This is a genomic window from Paraburkholderia tropica (genome assembly GCF_014171495.1).
Taxonomy (GTDB): domain Bacteria; phylum Pseudomonadota; class Gammaproteobacteria; order Burkholderiales; family Burkholderiaceae; genus Paraburkholderia; species Paraburkholderia tropica.
Genome location: NZ_CP049134.1, coordinates 1679013 through 1698431, shown reverse-complemented (window position 1 = coordinate 1698431; position 19419 = coordinate 1679013). Strand labels below are relative to the sequence as shown.

Annotated in this window: 14 protein-coding genes; 7 read left to right on the top strand and 7 right to left on the bottom strand. The window is 66.5% G+C overall.

Annotated features, from left to right (window positions below; genetic code table 11):
- Positions 1 to 3: 3 nt before the first annotated feature.
- A complete protein-coding gene (locus tag G5S35_RS07560) occupies positions 4 to 837 on the bottom strand; it encodes an ABC transporter permease (protein WP_074984192.1) in 834 nt (277 codons plus the stop codon).
- Positions 834 to 1595: an ABC transporter ATP-binding protein gene (locus G5S35_RS07555; protein WP_231957793.1), complete on the bottom strand. Its 762-nt coding sequence runs from the start codon at positions 1593 to 1595 to the stop codon at positions 834 to 836. The genes G5S35_RS07560 and G5S35_RS07555 overlap by 4 nt, the downstream gene beginning before the upstream one ends.
- 169 nt (positions 1596 to 1764) lie before the next feature.
- On the opposite strand from G5S35_RS07555, the gene G5S35_RS07550 reads away from it, so the two are divergent.
- Positions 1765 to 4287, top strand: coding sequence for an AsmA family protein (locus G5S35_RS07550; RefSeq protein ID WP_183038126.1), 2523 nt, complete (start codon positions 1765 to 1767; stop codon positions 4285 to 4287).
- Positions 4288 to 4372: 85 nt separating this feature from the next.
- Here the strand turns inward: G5S35_RS07550 and G5S35_RS07545 are convergent, their stop codons facing one another.
- Positions 4373 to 4873: a hypothetical protein gene (locus tag G5S35_RS07545; RefSeq protein WP_065065570.1), complete on the bottom strand. Its 501-nt coding sequence runs from the start codon at positions 4871 to 4873 to the stop codon at positions 4373 to 4375.
- A 329-nt stretch (positions 4874 to 5202) separates the two neighbouring features.
- On the opposite strand from G5S35_RS07545, the gene G5S35_RS07540 reads away from it, so the two are divergent.
- From G5S35_RS07540 to G5S35_RS07530, 3 genes are all read left to right on the top strand, one after another.
- Entirely contained in the window at positions 5203 to 6885 is a 1683-nt protein-coding gene (locus G5S35_RS07540) for a sensor histidine kinase (RefSeq protein WP_124261012.1), read from the top strand.
- Positions 6886 to 7242: 357 nt separating this feature from the next.
- Positions 7243 to 7713 carry a response regulator gene (locus G5S35_RS07535; RefSeq protein WP_183038822.1) on the top strand — a complete coding sequence of 157 codons (471 nt, stop codon included), beginning with the start codon at positions 7243 to 7245 and terminating at the stop codon, positions 7711 to 7713.
- 51 nt (positions 7714 to 7764) lie between these two features.
- The gene (locus G5S35_RS07530; RefSeq protein WP_183038125.1) at positions 7765 to 9756 is read left to right on the top strand and encodes a hybrid sensor histidine kinase/response regulator; all 1992 of its coding nucleotides are present in this window, start codon (positions 7765 to 7767) and stop codon (positions 9754 to 9756) included.
- 60 nt (positions 9757 to 9816) lie between these two features.
- Here G5S35_RS07530 and mscL read toward each other — a convergent pair whose 3' ends face one another.
- From mscL to mfd, 4 genes are all read right to left on the bottom strand, one after another.
- Positions 9817 to 10263, bottom strand: a complete 447-nt coding sequence (mscL, locus tag G5S35_RS07525) for a large conductance mechanosensitive channel protein MscL (RefSeq protein ID WP_065065567.1) — start codon at positions 10261 to 10263, stop codon at positions 9817 to 9819.
- 185 nt (positions 10264 to 10448) lie between these two features.
- Positions 10449 to 11459, bottom strand: a complete 1011-nt coding sequence (locus G5S35_RS07520; protein ID WP_183038124.1) for a threonine/serine dehydratase family protein — start codon at positions 11457 to 11459, stop codon at positions 10449 to 10451.
- 63 nt (positions 11460 to 11522) lie between these two features.
- Positions 11523 to 12767 carry an acetylornithine deacetylase gene (argE, locus tag G5S35_RS07515; RefSeq protein WP_065065565.1) on the bottom strand — a complete coding sequence of 415 codons (1245 nt, stop codon included), beginning with the start codon at positions 12765 to 12767 and terminating at the stop codon, positions 11523 to 11525.
- Positions 12768 to 12983: 216 nt separating this feature from the next.
- The gene (mfd, locus tag G5S35_RS07510; protein ID WP_065065564.1) at positions 12984 to 16454 is read right to left on the bottom strand and encodes a transcription-repair coupling factor; all 3471 of its coding nucleotides are present in this window, start codon (positions 16452 to 16454) and stop codon (positions 12984 to 12986) included.
- A 319-nt stretch (positions 16455 to 16773) separates the two neighbouring features.
- On the opposite strand from mfd, the gene ispD reads away from it, so the two are divergent.
- From ispD to G5S35_RS07495, 3 genes are all read left to right on the top strand, one after another.
- On the top strand, positions 16774 to 17505 hold the full coding sequence (ispD, locus tag G5S35_RS07505) for a 2-C-methyl-D-erythritol 4-phosphate cytidylyltransferase (RefSeq protein WP_074984185.1): 732 nt from the start codon (positions 16774 to 16776) through the stop codon (positions 17503 to 17505).
- Between the two features lie 33 nt (positions 17506 to 17538).
- Entirely contained in the window at positions 17539 to 18027 is a 489-nt protein-coding gene (ispF, locus tag G5S35_RS07500) for a 2-C-methyl-D-erythritol 2,4-cyclodiphosphate synthase (RefSeq protein ID WP_065065562.1), read from the top strand.
- Between the two features lie 230 nt (positions 18028 to 18257).
- Entirely contained in the window at positions 18258 to 19397 is a 1140-nt protein-coding gene (locus G5S35_RS07495; RefSeq protein WP_183038123.1) for an acyltransferase family protein, read from the top strand.
- Positions 19398 to 19419 lie beyond the last annotated feature (22 nt).

The following is a 19419-nucleotide window of genomic DNA, read 5'->3' as shown; positions in this document are numbered from 1 at the left end:
GCGCTAGACGCGTGCCTTCGCACCTTTGGCACGCGCATCGCGCGCAATGAGCTTCGCCGCGAGAAAACGATGCTCGGGCGAGAACAGCCGTCGGTACGCGAGCAGCACCGAGCCGACGGTGCCGAGCGCCGAAGACGCCGCGATCAGGAACATGATCACGATCTGATAGCGCACCGCCTGCAACGGCGACTGGCCCGCGAGCACCTGGCCCGTCATCATGCCGGGCAGGCTCACCACGCCCACGACCGCCATCTGGTTGAGCGTCGGGATCATGCCCGCGCGCACCGCCTCGCGCGCGCTCGTCTGAGCCGCTTCCCAACGCGTCGCGCCGAGCGCAAGCGCGCTTTCCACGCGGTCGCGCCGCGCCGTGAGTTCCTGCATCATCCGCTCGACGCCGAGCGACACGCCCGTCAGCGTATTGCCGAGAATCATGCCGAGAATCGGAATCGCATATTGCGGCTCGTACCACGGGCGAATGCGGATCACCGCGAACAGACCCACGGCGGCCACGAGCCACGCACTGACCCAGATCGACACGATGCTGTCCGCACGCTGGCCGCCGTAAGTGCGCGCACCGCGCTGCGAACCGGCAATGCCGGCGATCAGCGTCATCAGCGCCATGAGCGGCAGCACCGCGTACCAGCGATTGAACGCGAACACCCAGCCGAGCACGTAGCCGATCGCGAGCAGTTGCACGACGGTTCGCACCGCGGCCCACGCGAGCTTGCGTTCGAGATCGAGCTTGAGCAGCACCGAGACCGCGCCGTTCACGAACACGAGCAGGGCCGCGATGCCGACATCGACGAGACTGAGGTCTTGCAGCACGCCAGGATTCATTGCGCCTCTCCGGAAGCCGCTTGCCGGGTGGCGGCTGGCGCGACGGAAGGTTGAGCAGCGGAAGGTTTTTCAGCGGATGGCGCCGGCGATGCATCGAGCACACCCGCGCGCATCGTGATGTGCCGGGTGCCGACGCGCGCGGCCTGCGCCGGATCGTGCGAAATCCACACCGTGGCGCGCGTCTCGCGCCGAAGCTCGAACCATTGCTCGACGAGCGCTTCGACTTCGCGCGCCGACTCGGGATCGAGCGAGGCCGTCGGTTCGTCGAGCAGCAGCGCCTCGGGATCGAGTTGCAGCACGCGCACCAGCGCGACGATCTGCGCTTCGCCGCCCGAGAGTTCGGACGCCGCGCGCGTGAGGAAATCGGCGCCGCGTCCGGTGGCGTCGAAGAGCGCGTGCACGCGCGCGGCGTCGAAGCGGGTGTCGCGATAGACCGCGAGCGAATAGGGATAGCGCAGGTTGTCTTCGACGCTGCCGTCGATCAGCGCGGGCCGCTGACGCAGGTACGCAATATGACGCCGATACGACGGGATCTGCGCGCGCGCAACCGCTTCGCCGTGCCAGCGCACCGTGCCGCCGTCGAGCGGATCGAGCAGCGCGAGCGCGCGCAGAAACACGCTCTTGCCCGAGCCTGACGGACCCGTGAGCACGACGCGTTCGCCGCCGTGCAGCGCGAAATCGGCGGGTTGCAGCAGCACCTGATCGCGCTGTGCGTCGCGTCGCGCGAGGCCAAGCGCTTCGACGAGCGGCGCGCTCACGTCAACGGGGGGACGTTTCGAATCGTTTTGATGGTTCATTGAAAGATGGCAAACAAGACGGGCGAGCGCAGATTGCAGATTCGCACATTCGCACATTCGGGCAAGAAACCAGGCACGTCTTCTGCTGTCGTATCGCTGGCGAAACAACAATGCAAAAACCGGAGTGCGCATGACGTCACCGCAACCCAAGCCCCGCGGCCCCGGCCGCACACTCGCCAGGATCTTCGCATGGCTCGTCGCGATTGTAGTCGTGCTGATCGCCGCGCTCGCCGTCTTTATCTACACCTTCGACTGGAACCGCGCCAAGCCTTACGTCAACGAGAAAGTGACGGAAGCGATCGGGCGTCCGTTCGCCATCGTCGGCGATCTGAAGGTCGGCTGGCGTCGTCCGCCCGGCGAAACGGGCTGGCGCGCCTGGGTGCCCTGGCCGCGTTTTTCCGCGGCGCAGATCGAGGTGGCCAATCCCGACTGGGCGAAGTCGCCGCATTTCGCGACGCTCGACGAGATCGACTTCGAAGTGGCCGTGCTGCCGCTGCTCGCGCACGACATCGTGATTCCGGCCATCAATCTCGTGAATCCGTCCGTCGACATCGAACGGCTCGCCGATGGCCGCAACAACTGGACCTTCAAGCTGCCCGCGTCGAGCGGGCCGTCGACGTGGAAACTCAATCTGCATGACATCACGTTCGGCAGCGGCAACATCGCGGTCGACGACAAGCAGACGAAAACCGACGTGAAGATGGTCGTGAGCCTGCTCGGCCAGGGCATTCCGATCGGCAAGGTGATGGAGCAGCAGGAAGCGGCTTCGCGCCAGGGCTCGGCGCAGGTGATCGGCAAGGCGGGCGCGAACCGGCTCGCCCAGCAGGCCGAGAAGCAGCAGGCGTCGGAAGCGGCGGCCGCGAGCGCGGCGGCCGCGAGCGCGGCGGCGGCGAGCGAGGCCAGCGCAGCGAGCGCGGCCGGACCGGCATCGGGCGCGGCTTTGAGCGCGTCGGCGTCATCGGCGGCGTCGGACGGCGGGGCCGCTTCGCAAGGCATCGGCTCGAAGCTGGCCACGGTCGGCGCGAGCGCCGCGAGCAACGCGAACGCGGCGGCGGGCGGTCAGACCAGCGAGCCGTTCTACGCGATCGGCTGGACCATCAAGGGCACCTACAACAAGACCGCGCTGTCGGGCGAGGGCAAGCTCGGCGGCGTGCTCGCGCTGCAAAACGCCAGGCGTCCGTTCCCGCTACAGGCCGACGTGCGTGTCGGCGACATGCATATCGCGCTGGTCGGCACCGTGACGGACCCGGCGCATCTGGCCGCCGTCGACCTGCGCCTGTGGCTCCAGGGCCAAAGCATGGCGCATCTTTACAACCTGACCGGCGTGACGCTGCCGGAAACGCCGCCGTACGCAACCGAAGGCCGTTTCGTCGGCCAGTTCCGCAAAGGCGCGAGCGTGTTCCGCTACGAGAATTTCACGGGCCGCGTGGGCGGCAGCGACCTGAACGGCACGCTCGTCTACACGCAGCGCGATCCGCGTCCGCTACTCTCCGGCGAACTCGTGTCGAACCTGCTGCAATTCTCCGATCTGGCGCCGATCATCGGTGCCGACAGCAAGGCGAGCAAGGCCAAGCGCGGCGACACGGTGCAGCAGCCCGCCGACCGCGTGATTCCGGTCGAGCCTTTCAAGACCGACCGCTGGAAAGCCATCGACGCCGACGTGAAGTTCACGGGCCGCCGCATCATCAAGCAAGGCAGTCTGCCGATTCAGGACCTCTACACGCACGTCACGATGACCAACGGCGTGCTCGACTTCGAGCCGCTGCAATTCGGCGTCGCGGGCGGCACCTTCGCGACGCGTCTGTCGCTCGACGGCAGCGGCGCGCCGCTCAAGGCGCGCGGCACCGTGGAAGCCCGCCATCTGAAGCTCAAGCAGCTATTCCCCGGCGTGAAGTCGATGCAACAGGCGCTCGGCGAAGTCAACGGCGACGCGTCGCTGTCCGCGACCGGCAATTCGCCGGCCGCGCTCGCCGCGACGTCGAACGGCGAGGTCAAGGCGCTCGTCACGCAAGGCACGGTCAGCCGTCTGCTAATGGAAGCGGCCGGGCTGAACGTGGCGAACGTGGTCTACGAAAAGCTGTTCGGCAATCGCGACGTCAACATCAACTGCGCGGCCGCCGATTTCGTGGCGACCAACGGCGTGGTGAATCCGCGCGTGTTCGCGCTCGACACCGACGACGCCGTGATCGACATCGACGGTCCGATCGATCTGCGCGACGAATCGATGGATATGAAGGTGCATCCGCACACGAAGGGTTTCCGGATCTTCTCGCTGCGCTCGCCGCTTTACGTGAAGGGCACGTTCAAGAATCCGCATGTGGGCGTGGATGCGGCGGCGCTTGCGCTGCGCGGCGGCGCGATGGTCGGCCTCGGTCTGCTCAACCCGTTCGCGGCGCTGATTCCGCTGATCGCGCCGAGCAACAACAAGCCCTTGCCGTGCGCGCAGTTGTTTTCGCAGATTCGCCAGCATCCGGTTGCGCCGCCGCCGGGGCAGAAGATGCGCGCGCCGGCGGCAGCGAAGGGGGCGAGCGGGTCCAGCTCCGGTTCGGGTTCGAATGGCGCGAAGGGCGGTGCGGCGGCGCCGTCGAAGCGCGAGGAATCTTCACAACCCACCACGCAACCCGGCATGCAGTCGCTCTACAAGGGGAGCTGAACGGAAAGCACTCGGGCGCTCGCACAGACGAGCGCCCATGCGAAAACGCCCGGCGAGAAAGCCGGGCGTTTTTTTCTGATGAAACTCAGCGCAACTGACGCGGGATCGGGTCGCCGGCCGGGTCCTGCCGGCGGGTCACGCTGCGCGAGGCCGCGCCGGGTTTCGCCGCGCCGAACTCGGGCAGGATGCGAGCGCGCGCGCGGCTCGCGAAAATCAGGAAGCCGAAGCCGTCCGCCTCGTACCAGTAGCCGCCGTTTTCGAGTCCTTCGATCGGCTGCTCGAGCGCATGCGCGATGGATTCGATGCAGCGTCTGCGCAATTCGCTCGTCGCCGGATAGGGCGGCTGCGCGCCGCGCACGCAGCACAGCAGCACGTCGAGCCCGGGCAGCACGTGTGCGTAGAGCACCGGCTCGTCCTGGGCGCGCGCACGCGCGATCTTGGTGTCGAGTTGACCGAACGGTTTGAAGTGATTCAGCACGGCGAGAAACGACTCGTCGCCATCCGACTTGACGCGTTTCCGCTTTTTCGGGAAGGACATAAAAATTCGCCTGAAAAAGGTGGATTGCAAAACACGCAGCGTTCCCATGCGACCACTCCCGGCTTGGTGCGCCGCACGTCGATCCTTCGTAGCATGCCGACCTGTCACAGGCAATCGCCATGCCGGACCGCACGTCGCGCTCATGTAGGTATCCCGGCGCTCCTTCGCTTACTTTTGTTCGTCTCCGGTCTCAATAATAGACCTGCATGCGCGCGCGGTGTGGCGATTTCTCGGGAAAAATCGGGCTTTTCGCATCGCCTGGTGCGAGCCGCCACACACGTTGTCATCTCTTAAATTCGCGCAGATAATGTTTTGGCTCTGGCGCCCGCGGTTAGTCAAAAGGCATGTCGCCCAGACCGCCACCGGACCAGACCGTCATGAAACTCTTCACGAAGGGGCTCCTGCTGATCGCGATTCCCAGCGCCATCGAACTGGCGCTGCTCGGCGTCGTGTTCGACACGCAAGGCAAGACCGCGCAGGCCGCGCGCAGCGCCGACAACAGCAAGCAGATTCTCTGGCAGGCGACCAGTCTCGTCGATCCGCTCCTGCGCGAAGCCGCGCGCGTGCGCACCGCAATCGTGCTCGAAGATCCCTCGTTCATCGACCGCCGCGCCGTCTGGACCGAATTCTCCGATCGCGTATCGCTGCTCGCGCACATGGTGAACGACAACCCCGAGCAGCACGCGCGCGTCGAGCGCATCCACGCGTACGGGCGGGCGTGGCGCGCGCGGTGTGCCCAGGTCGCCGATGCCTTGCGCGAGGGCCGCGCCACGTCGTTGGTGCGCGCGGCCGGCGACGGCATGCCGCCCGAAATCGACGCGGTGCGCAACGAACTGGCCGCCTTTATCGCCGACGAAACCCGCCTCGACGAAGCGCGTAGCGCGTCGCTGCGCGAGACGCGAGAGCGCCAGCAGGATGCGCTGATCGTCGCGGTGGTCGGCTCGATGCTGATCTGGGGCGCGACGGCGTGGCTGTTCGCGCGCAACGTCGGCCAGCGGCTCGCGGCGCTCGGCGCAAACGTGGAGCGGCTCGGCGCGGGCGCGCCGCTCGCGCAGCCGCTCGCGGGCGACGACGAAATCGCCGCGCTCGACACGGTGCTCAATCAGACGAGCCGACGTTTGCGCGCCGCCGAGCGCGAGCAGGCGGCGCTCAAGCTGCAGTTGCAGGCGCGCGCCGCCGACCTCGCGACCGCGAACGACAATCTGCGCCAGGAGAGTCAGGACAACGAGATGTTCATCTACAGCGTCTCGCACGACCTGCGCTCGCCGCTCGTCAATCTGCAGGGTTTTTCGAAGGAATTGCAGGTGTCGTGCGAGGAACTGCGCACGCGCATCGACGCAGCGGGGCTGCCCGCCGACGAACACGCGAGCATGGTCGAAGTGCTCGACGGCGACGTGGACGAATCGCTGCAATTCCTGCGCCAGGCGGTGGCGCGCGCGGCGGCGATCATCGACGCGCTGCTGCGCATGTCCCGCGCCGGGCGCCTCGAATATCGCTGGCAGCGGGTGAACGTGCGGCGCATCGTCGAGCGGGCGCTCGCGGGGCTGAGCGCGGGGCTCGCGCAGCGCGCGCAGATCGACGTGCTCGATCTGCCGCCTGCGTGGGGCGATCCGGCGGCGCTCGAAGAAATCTTCGGCAACCTGATCGATAACGCGCTGCGGCATCTCGATCCGGCGCGGCCCGGTCAGGTGGAAATCGGCGCGGTCGACGCGGTGGATGGGGGCGACGGCGCGCTCGCGCCGATGTTCGAAAATAACGTGGAAAAATGGGCCGAAGCCAGCGTGGACAGCGCGCGCGATGCGTCGCGCATGCCGGGCGCGCACACGCGAACCTACTATGTGCGCGACAATGGCATCGGCATTCCGGCCGCGTATCTGCCGAAGCTTTTTCGCGCCTTTCAGCGTCTGCACGGTGGCGAATCGGCGGGTCAGGGGACCGGGCTCGCGCTCGCGCGCCGCATCGCCGAACGGCATGGCGGGCGCTTGTGGGTCGAGTCGAAAGAAGGCGCGGGTTCGACCTTCTTCATCGCGCTGCCCGACGCGCCAATGCGGCAGGCATGAGCCGCTTGGTGCGGGCATGTAGAGGTTTGTGCAGGTTTGAGCGCCAGGCCTCGGGCGATACGAGGTCCCGCCGCCGCACAGGAAAAAAACTGCAAAAAATCGATGTTTCAACAGACGTTTCAATCGAAAACGCATCAGAACACGTTGGAGAGCGGGATGGCACGCGGGGATCAGACGGGGGCGGGAGCGTCGGCGGCATCGTCGACGGCAGCGACACCATCGGCATCGACGGCAACATCGGCAACATCGTCGGCGGACAATCCGGCCGCCGCGCCGGCTTCGGATGCGGCCGCGTCATCCGCCGCGCAGGGCGCACAAACCGAGCCGCGGCCGTCGCGCGCGCAACCGCGCGTGACCTTGCCGGGCGAGCGCGTGAGCATCGTGCTGGTCGAGGACGACGACGGCCACGCCACGCTCGTCGAGCGCAACCTGCGTCGCTCGGGCGTGTCGAACGACTTTCTGCGGTTTCGCGACGGCCAGGAAGCGATCGATTATTTCTTCGGCACGCCCGAGGGCGAAGCGTCGGGCTATCCGTCGCGCGAGGCGCTGGCGAATTTCGTCGTGCTGCTCGATCTGCGGATGCCGCGCGTCGACGGCTTCGAGGTGCTGCGGCGGCTGAAGGCCGATCCGTCCACGGCGTCGGTGCCCGTGATCGTGCTCACGACCACCGACGATCCGCGCGAGATCGAGCGCTGCTACGAGCTGGGCTGCAACGTCTACATCACGAAACCGGTCGAGTATGACGCCTTTATCGAGGCGGTGCGCCGGCTCGGGTTTTTCCTGCAGGTCGTGAAGCTGCCGCCGGGGCATCGGTTTGCGCGCGCCTGATGGGGATTGGGAGATGACGAGCTGGAGACTGTTCCAAGGACCGCGACGCGCATGAATGACGAAGCAACCATATTGACGGGTGCGCACGTGCTCGTCGTCGACGATGACGAAGGCATACTGCGCCTCGCGCGCAAATCGCTGGTGCGCGCCGGCGCGCGCGTCGATACCTGCACGAGCGTCGGCGACGCGCGCGACGTGCTCGCGGCGCGCACGCCCGATGTGCTGGTGCTCGACTATCAGCTCGACGGCGCGGAAACCGGGCTCGACTTCTTCCGCCGTCTGCGCGCCGACGACGTGCGCGTGCCCGCCATCCTCGTGACCGGTTTCACCGACGAATCGCGCGTGATCGCCGCCTTGCGCGCGGGCGTCTCCGACGTGGTGCCGAAATCCGGCGACTATCTCGACTATCTGCCCGAAGCCGTCGCACGCGTGCTTTCGCAGGTCGCACTGCAACGCGACTCCGATCAGGCGCTGTTGCTGCGCGACCGCGAAGCGCATTACCGTACGCTCTCCGAAGCATTGCCGCACCTCGTTTTCACCTGCGATGCCAACGGCGATTGCGACTTCCTCTCGAAGCAGTGGTGCGATTACACGGGCCTCGACGCGAGCGCCACGCATGCGCTCGGCTGGCTCGACGCCGTGCATCCCGACGACCGCGAAGCGATCGGCAACGCCTGGCTCAAGGCGATCCGCAGCGACAACGGCGAATATCGGCACGAACTGCGCATTCGCCGCCACGACGGCGCGTATCGCTGGTTCGATGTGCGCATCGTCGCGATGCGCGATCCGCGCGGCGGCATCAACAAATGGTTCGGCAGTTGCACGGACATTCACGCGCAGCGCGAATACAACGAGGAGCGCGACCAGTTGCTGGCTTCGGAGCAGGCGGCGCGTCAGGCGGCCGAAGAGGCCAATCGCGCGAAGGATCGTTTTCTGGCGATGCTGTCGCACGAATTGCGCACGCCGCTCACGCCGGTGCTGGCCGGCACGCGTCTGCTCGAACAGATTCCGGGCTTGCCCGACGCCGCGCGCACGGGCGTGCTGATGATCCGCCGCAACATCGAACTCGAGGCGCGTCTGATCGACGATCTGCTCGATCTCACGCGCGTGGCGAACGGCAAGCTGAGCCTCGCGCTCGATGTCGTCGATGTGCATGAAGTGATCGACGCCGTGCTCGATCTGTTCCACAGCGAAATCCAGATCAAGCAGCAGGACGTGCACGTGGAATTGCGCGCGCAGCATCATTACGTGAGCGGCGACCGCGCGCGCATGCAGCAGATGCTCTGGAATCTGGTGCGCAACGCGGCGAAGTTCACGCCCGACGGCGGCCACATTTTCGTGCGCACGCGCGACGAGCGCATGCATGTGGTGATCGAGGTGGAGGACACCGGCATCGGCATCGCGCCCGAGCAGATCGGCAAGCTCTTTCACGCGTTCGAGCAGGGCAGCCACAACATGACGCGGCAGTTCGGCGGCCTCGGTCTCGGGCTGGCCGTCACGAAGGCGCTGACCGAGGCGCATGGCGGCACGGTCTGCGCGAAGAGTCCGGGCACGCATTGCGGCGCGACCTTCACGATCGTGCTGCCCACGGCGGCGCCGGGCGAGGGCGCGGCGCGTCAGGCGGAGCGCGGCGACGCGCATCATGCGGGCGCGCTCGACATCCTGCTGATCGAGGATCACGAGGACACGGCGGAGGTCATGTCGCAATTGATCCGTGCGCTTGGTCACGAAGTAGCGGTGGCGGTCAGCGTGGCGGGCGCGCTCGCGCTCACGGCCACGCGGCGTTTCGATCTGGTGGTCAGCGATATCGGCTTGCCGGACGGCTCGGGCATCGACTTCATCCGCGCGTTCCGCAAGGAGTCGGCGGCGCCCGCGATTGCGCTGACCGGCTTCGGCACCGACGACGACGTGCGCCGCAGTCTCGACGCGGGCTTTACCGCGCATCTCACGAAACCGGTCAACTTCGAACAGCTCGAACGGCTGATCGAGGAGGCCGTCGCGCAACGCTCGACCGGCGCGAACAACACAAATATCGGCCAATAAAGACACAACCCGCGTGCCATGACGGCGACGCGGGTTGTGTGAGCGTGGAGCGGCGTGCGTTCAGCGCGGCGTATTCTTCAGCGAATCGCGGATCTCGCGCAGCAGCAGCACGTCTTCCGGCGTGGGCGGCGGTTCGGCCGGCGCGGCCGCTTCCGGCTGGCGCAGCTTGTTGATGAACTTCACCATCAGAAAGATGATGAAAGCCAGAATGATGAAGTTGATCAGCACCGTGATGAAGGAGCCGTAACCGAACACGGCCACGCCCGCGGTTTGCAGATCTTTGTACGAATCGGGATTGCCCTTGTAGGTCGCGGGAATATGCCCGAGACGCACGAACATGTTCGAGAAATCGAGGCCGCCGGTGACGACGCCGATCACCGGCATGATGAGGTCTTTCACGACCGAATTGACGATGCTCGAAAACGCACCGCCGATGATCACGCCGACGGCGAGATCCATCACGTTGCCTTTGACGGCAAATTCCTTGAATTCCTTAATCATGCTCATGAGCGGGCTCTCCTCTGGACGGGGCGGCACAGGCCTGGCGATATAACGACGCATTGGCGCAATGATAGCGAACGGTCCCGCTGTGCGGTAGCAATTTGACAGTTCCTGACATTCGTCCGCTTGCGGGTGTCACGCGGATTGCGGTAATGCACGCAGCGTGCCCGGGCCGTTTTCGCCCGGCGGACTCAGCGTGCGAGGGCGATCTGCTCGTGAAAACGCTGCGGATCGGTGTTGGTGCCGCACAGCAGAACGCCCACGCGCCTGCCTTGCAGCGTCTCGCGCAACGGGCCGTAGAGGCCCGCGAGCGCCGTCGCGCCGGCCGGTTCGACCGCGAGCTTCAATTCGTCGAAGAGACGGCGCATGGCGGCGCGCAAGGCGTCGTCGGAGACCGTGACGATGCGTTCGAGGTGACGCCGGCACAGCGTGTAGCTGTAGTCCTCCGTATGCGGCGACATCAGCGAATCGGCGATCGAATGCATCTGGCTCATGCGCACCGTGTGATTGGCGGCGAAGCTGCGGCTCATCACGTCGGCGCCTTCCGGCTCCACGCCGTACACGCGCACGCGCGGATTCGCGAGCCGCAGCGCCGTGGCCACGCCCGCCGCGAGTCCGCCGCCGCCGATCGGCACGATCACGGCGTCGAGGTCCGGCGCCTGCGTCGCCCATTCGTAGCCGAGCGTCGCGGTGCCGAGCACCGTGCGAAAGCCGTTGAACGGATGCACGAAATAGCGGCCTTCCTCGGTTTCCACGCGGCGCACGATGTCGAACGCCTCGTTGCTGTCGTTCGCGCGCACGATTTCCGCGCCGAGGTCCCGGCACTGCGCCACGCGCGCCTCGCTCGCGGTGCGAAACAGCACGACCTTCGCACTGATGCCCAGACGCTTCGCCGCGTACGCGACGGCGATCGCATGATTGCCGCCCGACACGCAGGTCACGCCCGCGCTGCGTTGCGCGGTGTCGAGCGCGAGCAGATGCGTGAACGCGCCGCGCACCTTGAAACTGCCGCTTTCCTGCAGTAGTTCGAACTTGAAGTTGACGAAAGTGCCGTCGAGCGACGGTAGATCGTGGCGATCGAACACGGGCGTGCGCAGCACCCATGGTGTGAGCGCGAAGTGCTGCGAGGCGATCTCGTCGAGCGAGGGAATGGCTTCACCGTCGATGGTGCGGTCGGTCGGCAGCGGCGTGGCGGTGGACATGGGCGCGCTTCTCGTCTCTCGTCTCTCGTCTCGGCTCTCTCGCGTAAGCGGCGGGCGCGCCCGTTATTGCACGTGCGCGTCGACGGAGAGGCCGCGCACCAGCTTGCGCAGGAAACCTTCGCACGCCGCCAGTTGCGCGAGCGAGACGTACTCGTTCGGCTTGTGCGCCTGCTCGATGTCGCCGGGACCGCACACCACGCTCGGAATGCCCGCGCGCGCGAACAGGCCCGCCTCGGTGCCGTAGGCCACCTTGCGGCGCGACTGGTCGGCGGTGAGGGCGCGCACGAGTTGCGTGACGGCGGCCTGCTCGGTGTCGTCGAGACCGGGCGCGGCGGCGATCTTCATGAACTCGATCGCGCCCGCCGGGTTTTCGCGCTGCATCTTCGGCACCAGGGTTTCGCGCGCGTATTGCTCGATGCGCGCGAAAATCGCGTCGGGGTCGAGCGTCGGCAGATTGCGGAACTCGAACGCGAAGCGGCATTCGGCGGGCACCGTGTTGATCGCGTTGCCGCCTTCGATCGTGCTGGTCTGCGCGGTCGTGAAGGGCACGTCGTAGAGCTCGTCGAACGGACCGTTGGCGCGGAACGCGTCGGCCATGTCGCGGATGTAGCAGATCAGGCGCGCCGCATACTCGATCGCATTGAGACCGCGCGGCGTCAGCGACGAATGCGCCGCGTGACCGCGCACGCAGCACTGATACGCGTTGATGCCCTTGTGCGCCACGATCGGCCGCATGCTGGTGGGTTCGCCGACGATGCAGCCTTCGGGCTTCACGCCGCGCTTCACGAGTTCCTCGATCATCAGCGGCGCGCCCACGCAGCCCACTTCCTCGTCGAACGAGAGCGCGAGGTGCAGCGGTTTGGCGAGCTTCGTCTGCTGGATCTCGGGCACGAGCGCGAGCGCCGCGCCGATAAAGCCTTTCATGTCGCAGGTGCCGCGTCCGTAAAGCAGGCCGTCGCGAATCTCGGGCTTGAACGGATCGCTGTCCCACTTCTGGCCGTCGACGGGCACCACGTCGGTGTGGCCGGACAGCACGATGCCGCCGTTCGTCGAGCCGTCGTGCGCGGGCAGCGTGGCGAACAGATTCGCCCATTTGCCGTCGCGGCCGTAGGTGAGCGTCGATTCGATGCCGCGCGCGCGCAGATCGTCGCGCACGGTCTCGATCAGGCCGAGATTCGGATGGCGGCTGACCGTGTCCATCGACACGAGGCGGGTGACCCAGGGAAGCGAGGCGGGAAGATCGGCGGACGTTGCCGCGGACGTTGCAGACGATGAGGAAGACTGCGCTGATTCAGCGGCGATGGTCATGGTGGGCTCCGGCTTGCTGTGGATTCCATCTTACCCAAAAAGAATCCCGCAAGCTAAAGAGCACGGCGAGGCCCGACGGCGCACGGGCAGCGCGCTGCCGGGCCGATCAAGAGAACGGATGGCGCAGCGCAGCATGGCGCGCCCGCGCTCGTCGTGAGCGCGGGCGCCGCCAAAAAAACATCACGCGTCCAGGCGCGTTTGCGCGCGCCGCGCCGCTCAGGCCCGCGACGGCGCGCCGAGCGCGCGCAGTGTTTCCTTCACCGTCGCCACGCGCACCGCGAGGTCGGGGCTGCGCGTTTCGATGCGCAGCTTGTCCTGACCCGCGAGCTTCACGTGCTTGTGCTTCTGCACCATCTCGATGATTCGCATCGCGTCCACCGGCGGATTCGGCACGAATTGCAGGCCGATCACGGCCTCGCCCGCGTCGATCTTCGTAATGCCGAGCGGCTTGGCAGCGAGTCGCAGTCGATGCGTCTCGATCAGCGCGTGCGCCTGCGGCGGCATCTTGCCGAAACGGTCGATCAGCTCTTCCTGAATGCCGTCGATCGAATCGTCGTGCTCGCAGTTCGCGAGGCGCTTGTAGAGCGACAGACGCTCCTGCACGTCGCCGCAATAATCGGCGGGCAGGATCGCGGGCGCGTGCAGATTGATCTCGGTGGTCGCCGCGAGCGGCGCGTTGAGATCGGGCTCGCGGCCGTCCTTGAGCGCCTTCACGGCGTCGTTGAGCATGTCGGTGTAAAGCTGGAAACCGATCTCCTGAATCTCGCCCGACTGCTTGTCGCCGAGCACTTCGCCGGTGCCGCGAATCTCCAGATCGTGCATCGCCAGATAGAAGCCCGAGCCGAGTTCTTCCATCTGCTGGATCGCTTCGAGACGGCGCTGCGCCTGCTTCGTGAGGCCCTGCGGATCGTGCACGAGCAGATACGCATACGCCTGGTGATGCGAGCGCCCGACGCGGCCGCGCAACTGGTGAAGCTGCGCGAGGCCGAATTTGTCGGAGCGGTGGATCAGGATCGTGTTCGCGCTCGGCACGTCGATGCCGGTCTCGATGATGGTCGTGCAAAGCAGCACGTTCGCGCGCTGCGCCACGAAATCGCGCATCACGGTTTCGAGTTCGCGCTCGTGCATCTGACCGTGCGCCACGGCGATGCGCGCTTCGGGCACCAGCGCTTCGAGCATCGCGCGGCGGTTTTCGATGGTCTCGACTTCGTTGTGCAGGAAGTACACCTGGCCGCCGCGCTTGAGTTCGCGCAGCATCGCCTCGCGAATCACGCTGTCTTCCTCGCGGCGCACGAAGGTCTTGATCGCCAGACGTTTTTGCGGCGCCGTCGCGATCACGGAGAAGTCGCGCAGGCCTTCGAGCGCCATGCCGAGCGTACGCGGAATCGGCGTGGCGGTTAGCGTGAGCACGTCGACTTCGGCGCGCAGCGCCTTGAGCGCTTCCTTCTGGCGCACGCCGAAACGGTGTTCCTCGTCGATGATGACGAGCCCGAGCCGCTTGAATTGCACGTCCGACGAGAGCAGCTTGTGCGTGCCGATCACGATGTCGACGCTGCCGTCGTTGATCTGCTGGATCGCGCTCGACACTTCCTTCGCGCTCTTGAAACGCGAGAGTTCGGCGATGCGCACGGGCCATTCGGAAAAGCGGTCGGTGAAGGTTTGCGTGTGCTGTTCCGCGAGCAGCGTGGTGGGCGAGAGGATCGCCACCTGCTTGCCGCCCATCACGGCGATGAAGGCGGCGCGCAGTGCGACTTCGGTCTTGCCGAAACCGACGTCGCCGCAGACGAGGCGGTCCATCGGCTTGCCGCTCGTCATGTCGCCGATCACGGCGGCGATGGCGGCGGCCTGGTCGGGCGTTTCCTCGAAGCCGAAGCTTTCCGCGAACTTCACGTAGTCGCGCGGTTCGAGCGCGAATGCGTGGCCCTCGCGCGCGGCGCGGCGCGCGTAGAGGTTGAGCAGTTCGGCGGCGGTGTCGCGGATCTGCTGCGCGGCCTTGCGGCGCGCCTTCTCCCACTGACCCGAGCCGAGCGCGTGCAGCGGCGCGCTGTCCGGATCGGCGCCGCTGTAACGCGAGATCACGTGCAGTTGCGACACCGGCACGTAGAGCTTGCTCGCGTTCGCGTATTCAAGGTGCAGGAATTCGGTGTCGCCTTCGCCGAGGTCCATCGTCACGAGGCCGTGATAGCGGCCGATGCCGTGCTGCGCGTGCACGACCGGATCGCCCACTTTCAGCTCGGAGAGGTCGCGCACCATCGAATCGACGTTGCTCGCCTGTTCCTGGCGGCGGCGTCCGGCGCGGCGCGCGAGCGGGCCGTACAGCTCCGTTTCGGTGATGACGGCGAGTTGCTCGCCGGGCAGCGCGAAGCCGGTCGACAGCGGCGCGACGCCGAGCACGAAGCGTTCGTCGCTTTCGAGCCAGCTCGCGTAGCTGTCCGCCGAGGTGGGGCGCAGGTGGTTGTCGGCGAGCAGTTGCGCGATGGTTTCGCGGCGGCCTGCCGATTCCACCGCGAACAGCACGCGGTTCTTCGTGGTGTCGAGATAGCTGCGCAGCGTCGCGAGCGGGTCGTCGGCGTGACGGTCGATCGCCAGCGTCGGCAGCGGCACGGCCCAGCCGCCCGCGCTTGCGGCGGGCAGCACGAGGCGGCTGAACGGCTTGGCGAGCGTGAAGAAGTCCTCGTCGCTCAGAAACAGGCGCTGCGGTTCGAGAATCGGCCGCTCGCGATCGTGCGACAGGAAGTTGTGGCGCTGCTTCGTGTCGGCGGTGAAGCGGCGGATCGAGGCTTCCAGATCGCCGGAAAAGACCAGTTGCGCGTTCGACGGCAGATAGTGGAACAGCGTGGCCGTCTCTTCGAAAAAGAGCGGCAGATAGTATTCGATGCCCGCCGAAGGCACGCCGTTGCCGATGTCCTTGTAGATCGTCGCGCGGCTCGGATCGCCTTCGAACACTTCGCGCCAGCGGCTGCGAAACGCCGTGCGCGAGGCTTCGTCGAACGGAAACTCGCGGCCGGGCAGCAGGCGCACGTCCTTGACCGGATAGAGGCTGCGCTGGCTGTCCGGGTCGAACGCGCGGATCGAATCCACCTGATCGTCGAACAAGTCAATGCGGTAGGGCAGCGGCGAGCCCATCGGGAACAGGTCGATCAGCGAGCCGCGCACGCAGTATTCGCCGGGCCGCACGACCTGGCTCACGTGCTCGTAGCCCGCCAGCGTCAGTTGCGACTTGAGCTTCGCTTCGTCGAGCCGCTCGCCCTGGGTGAACGAAAACGTGTAGGCCGCGAGGAACGAGGCGGGCGGCATGCGGTAGAGCGCCGTCGTGGCCGGCACGAGCAGGATGTCGCAACGGCCTTCGCCGAGATCGTGCAGCGTCGCGAGGCGCTCGGAGACGAGATCCTGGTGCGGCGAGAAGGTGTCGTACGGCAGCGTTTCCCAGTCGGGCAGCAGGCGCACGCGCGCCTCGGGCGCGAAGAACGGGATTTCCTGCGCGAGGCGCTGTGCGTCGACGGCGCTCGCGCAGATCACGGCGAGGAGCGGCGCGCCGGCGCGCGAGGCTTCGCGGTAGCGGGCGATCAGCAGCGCGTCGGACGAACCGTGCGTGCCGTCGAACGAGAAGCGCTGCCCGGGCTTGACGACGGCAACCGGTGACGAAGACGTGGACGGTGACTGCGAGGATGCGGCGATATCGGACATAGAGGCAACAGGTTGGCTTCGCGATGCGGGCCGGACTCCAAAAAAGTCGCGGGCGCGCGCGAGGCGGAGAGCATGCGATCCGGGGTTGACAGTTAATCGTAACGTTAGCGTAAGGTTTGCGCGCGCGCCAAAACCCGCTGCGGGCCGCGTGCGAGCGGCTTCCCAGCGGGCGCCGGCGCGGCCCGAACGTCGTCTGCGACGGGCTGCCGTCGTGCCCGCCAGGCCGCCGCCCGCGTGCAGATTGCGGGCGATGGCCGTGCGGGCAAAGGACCTATTATAAAATCCGTCCTTTACTTTGACTCATGCGGCTCGCGACACCGTGACCTCACGCCTTTTTGCCTTGATCCCCTGCGCCGGAACCGGCAGCCGTTCGGGATCGGCCATGCCCAAACAATATCGAATGGTCGCCGGACGCGAACTCCTGCACTATACGCTGGCCGCCTTCGATGCCTGCTCCGAGTTCACCCAGACGCTGGTGGTGATTTCCCCTGACGATACTCATTTCGACGCTCGCCGCTTCACCGGCCTGCGCTTCGCCGTGCGCCGTAACGGCGGGGCGTCGCGCCAGGCGTCGGTGTTCAACGGACTCGCCGCGCTCGAAGAGTTCGGCGCCACCGACGACGACTGGGTGCTCGTGCACGACGCCGCGCGCCCCGGCATCACGCCCGCGCTGATCCGCTCGCTTGTCGAGGCGCTCAAGGACGATCCGGTCGGCGGCATCATGGCGCTGCCGGTCGCCGACACGCTCAAACGCGTCGCGCCCCATCACGTGCCGGGCGGCCCGCGCATCGAGCGCACCGAATCGCGCGACGGGCTCTGGCAGGCGCAAACGCCGCAGATGTTCCGCATCGGCATGCTGCGTACCGCCATCGAGCGCGCGCAGCAGGACGGCCACGATCTCACCGACGAAGCCAGTGCGATCGAATGGCTCGGCCATTCACCGCGCCTCGTGCAGGGCAGCCTGCGCAACTTCAAGGTGACGTACCCCGAAGACTTCGCGCTTGCCGAAGCCATCCTCAGTCACAGCAGCAACCGGCCTGCCGGCGCCTGACCGCGCGCCGCGCCTCACCACACGGAAACACACATGGATATCAGAATCGGACAAGGCTACGACGTGCACGCACTGGTCCCGGGACGCCCGCTCGTGATCGGCGGCGTGACCGTGCCGTACGACCGCGGCCTGCTCGGCCACTCGGACGCCGACGTGCTGCTGCACGCCATCACCGATGCGCTGTTCGGCGCCGCCGCGCTCGGCGACATCGGCCGTCATTTCCCCGACACCGACAAGCAGTTCTACGGTGCGAACAGCCGCGTGCTGCTGCGCGAATGCCTGCGCCGCGTGGAAGAAGCGGGTTTCAAGCTCGTGAACGTCGACAGCACGGTGATCGCCCAGGCGCCCAAGCTTTCGCCGCATATCGACGCCATGCGCGCGTGCATCGCGGAAGATCTCAATCTGCCGCTCGATCGCGTGAACGTGAAGGCGAAAACCAACGAGAAGCTTGGCTATCTCGGTCGCAGCGAAGGCATTGAAGCGCAAGCGGCGGTGTTGCTCACGCGCGCTTCAATCGGGTGAGTCGCTGTTTGAGCCCTTGAAACAAGGGCTTTTCTGAACGGCGCACACGCTGGAGTCACGCTGCGCAAGCGTCGTGCCGCAAAAGCGTTCAACAGCATGAGCAGGTCGCGTGCCTGTTCGACATTCGGGGCGATGGTTGCATCTGCAATCATCGCCCCGTGCTTTTCTTGCCGATTACTTTTCGTTTTTGTCGCCTTATGCTGATGGCGTAACCGGAAACGGAAAGGGCAATGACGGTACTCGAAAGACGCGTGAAAGGCCTCGACGGTCTCCGGGCGCTGGCCGTGATGCTGGTGTTCCTCTCGCACAAGGCGCATCTCGATGCGATCGACGCGGGCAAGATCGGTGTGTGGCTGTTTTTTCTGATCAGCGGCTATCTCATCATCGGTGAGTTGCATCGCAACCGGCTGCGCGTCGAAGGGCAGGGCGCGCGCCGCGACGCCGTGCTGTATGTCTTTTTCGTGAAGCGCGCGCTGCGGATTTTTCCGGTTTATTACCTGCTGCTGATCGCGTTGACGATCGCGCACGCATGGTTTTATCAGCGCGATGTCGAACTCGGCCTCGCGTGGCATTTCGTATTCCTGTCTAATTTATGGATCGGCGTGGTGCGCGATGGCTGGCCTGGCACGGTGTCGCATTTCTGGAGTCTCGCGGTCGAGCAGCAGTTCTATCTGATCGCGCCGTTCGTGCTGCTGTTCACGCGCGCGTCGCGGCATCTGGGAATCTGCATCGGCATGATCGGGGCGGCGGCGCTCGCGCATCTGGCGCTTTACGCGACGGGCGCGATCGAGCCGCTGGTCTACGCGTTTTCGCCGTGGAATTTCGCACTGCTCGCGCTGGGCGGCGCGCTGGCGATCGGCGGCGAGCGTGTGCAGATCGACGGACCGGTGCCGCGCGCGGCATGGTTCGCGCTGGCGTTCGCGAGCCTCGCGGTGTTCGCATTCGCGCGCGCCGACTGCGAGACCTGCGAAGCGACGCAGCGCGCGGTGCTGCCGGGCTTGTTCGATATCGGGCTGGCGATGTCGCTCGGCGCGGTGTTCCTGTGGATCGTGCGCGCGCAGGACAGCGTGCTGGTGGCCGCGCTCGAAACGAAGCCGCTCGCGTATCTCGGCACGATCAGCTACGGCTTCTACCTGTTTCACAACCTCGTGCCCTCGCGTCTGGGCGACGCGCCCGTGTTCTATACGCGGCTCGGCCTGCCGCCGCTCGCGCAGGACGCGCTGGCGCTCGGCGTGCAGTTCGCGCTATCCGTGCTGCTCGCGCATCTGTCGTGGCGTCTGCTGGAAAAGCGCGTGCTCGAATGGAAGGAGCCGCTGGCCGGAGCGATCCGCGAACGCCTGCCGGCGCGCGCGGCCGCCGGCCCGACCTGATTCAGTGCAGGAGACCACCCCG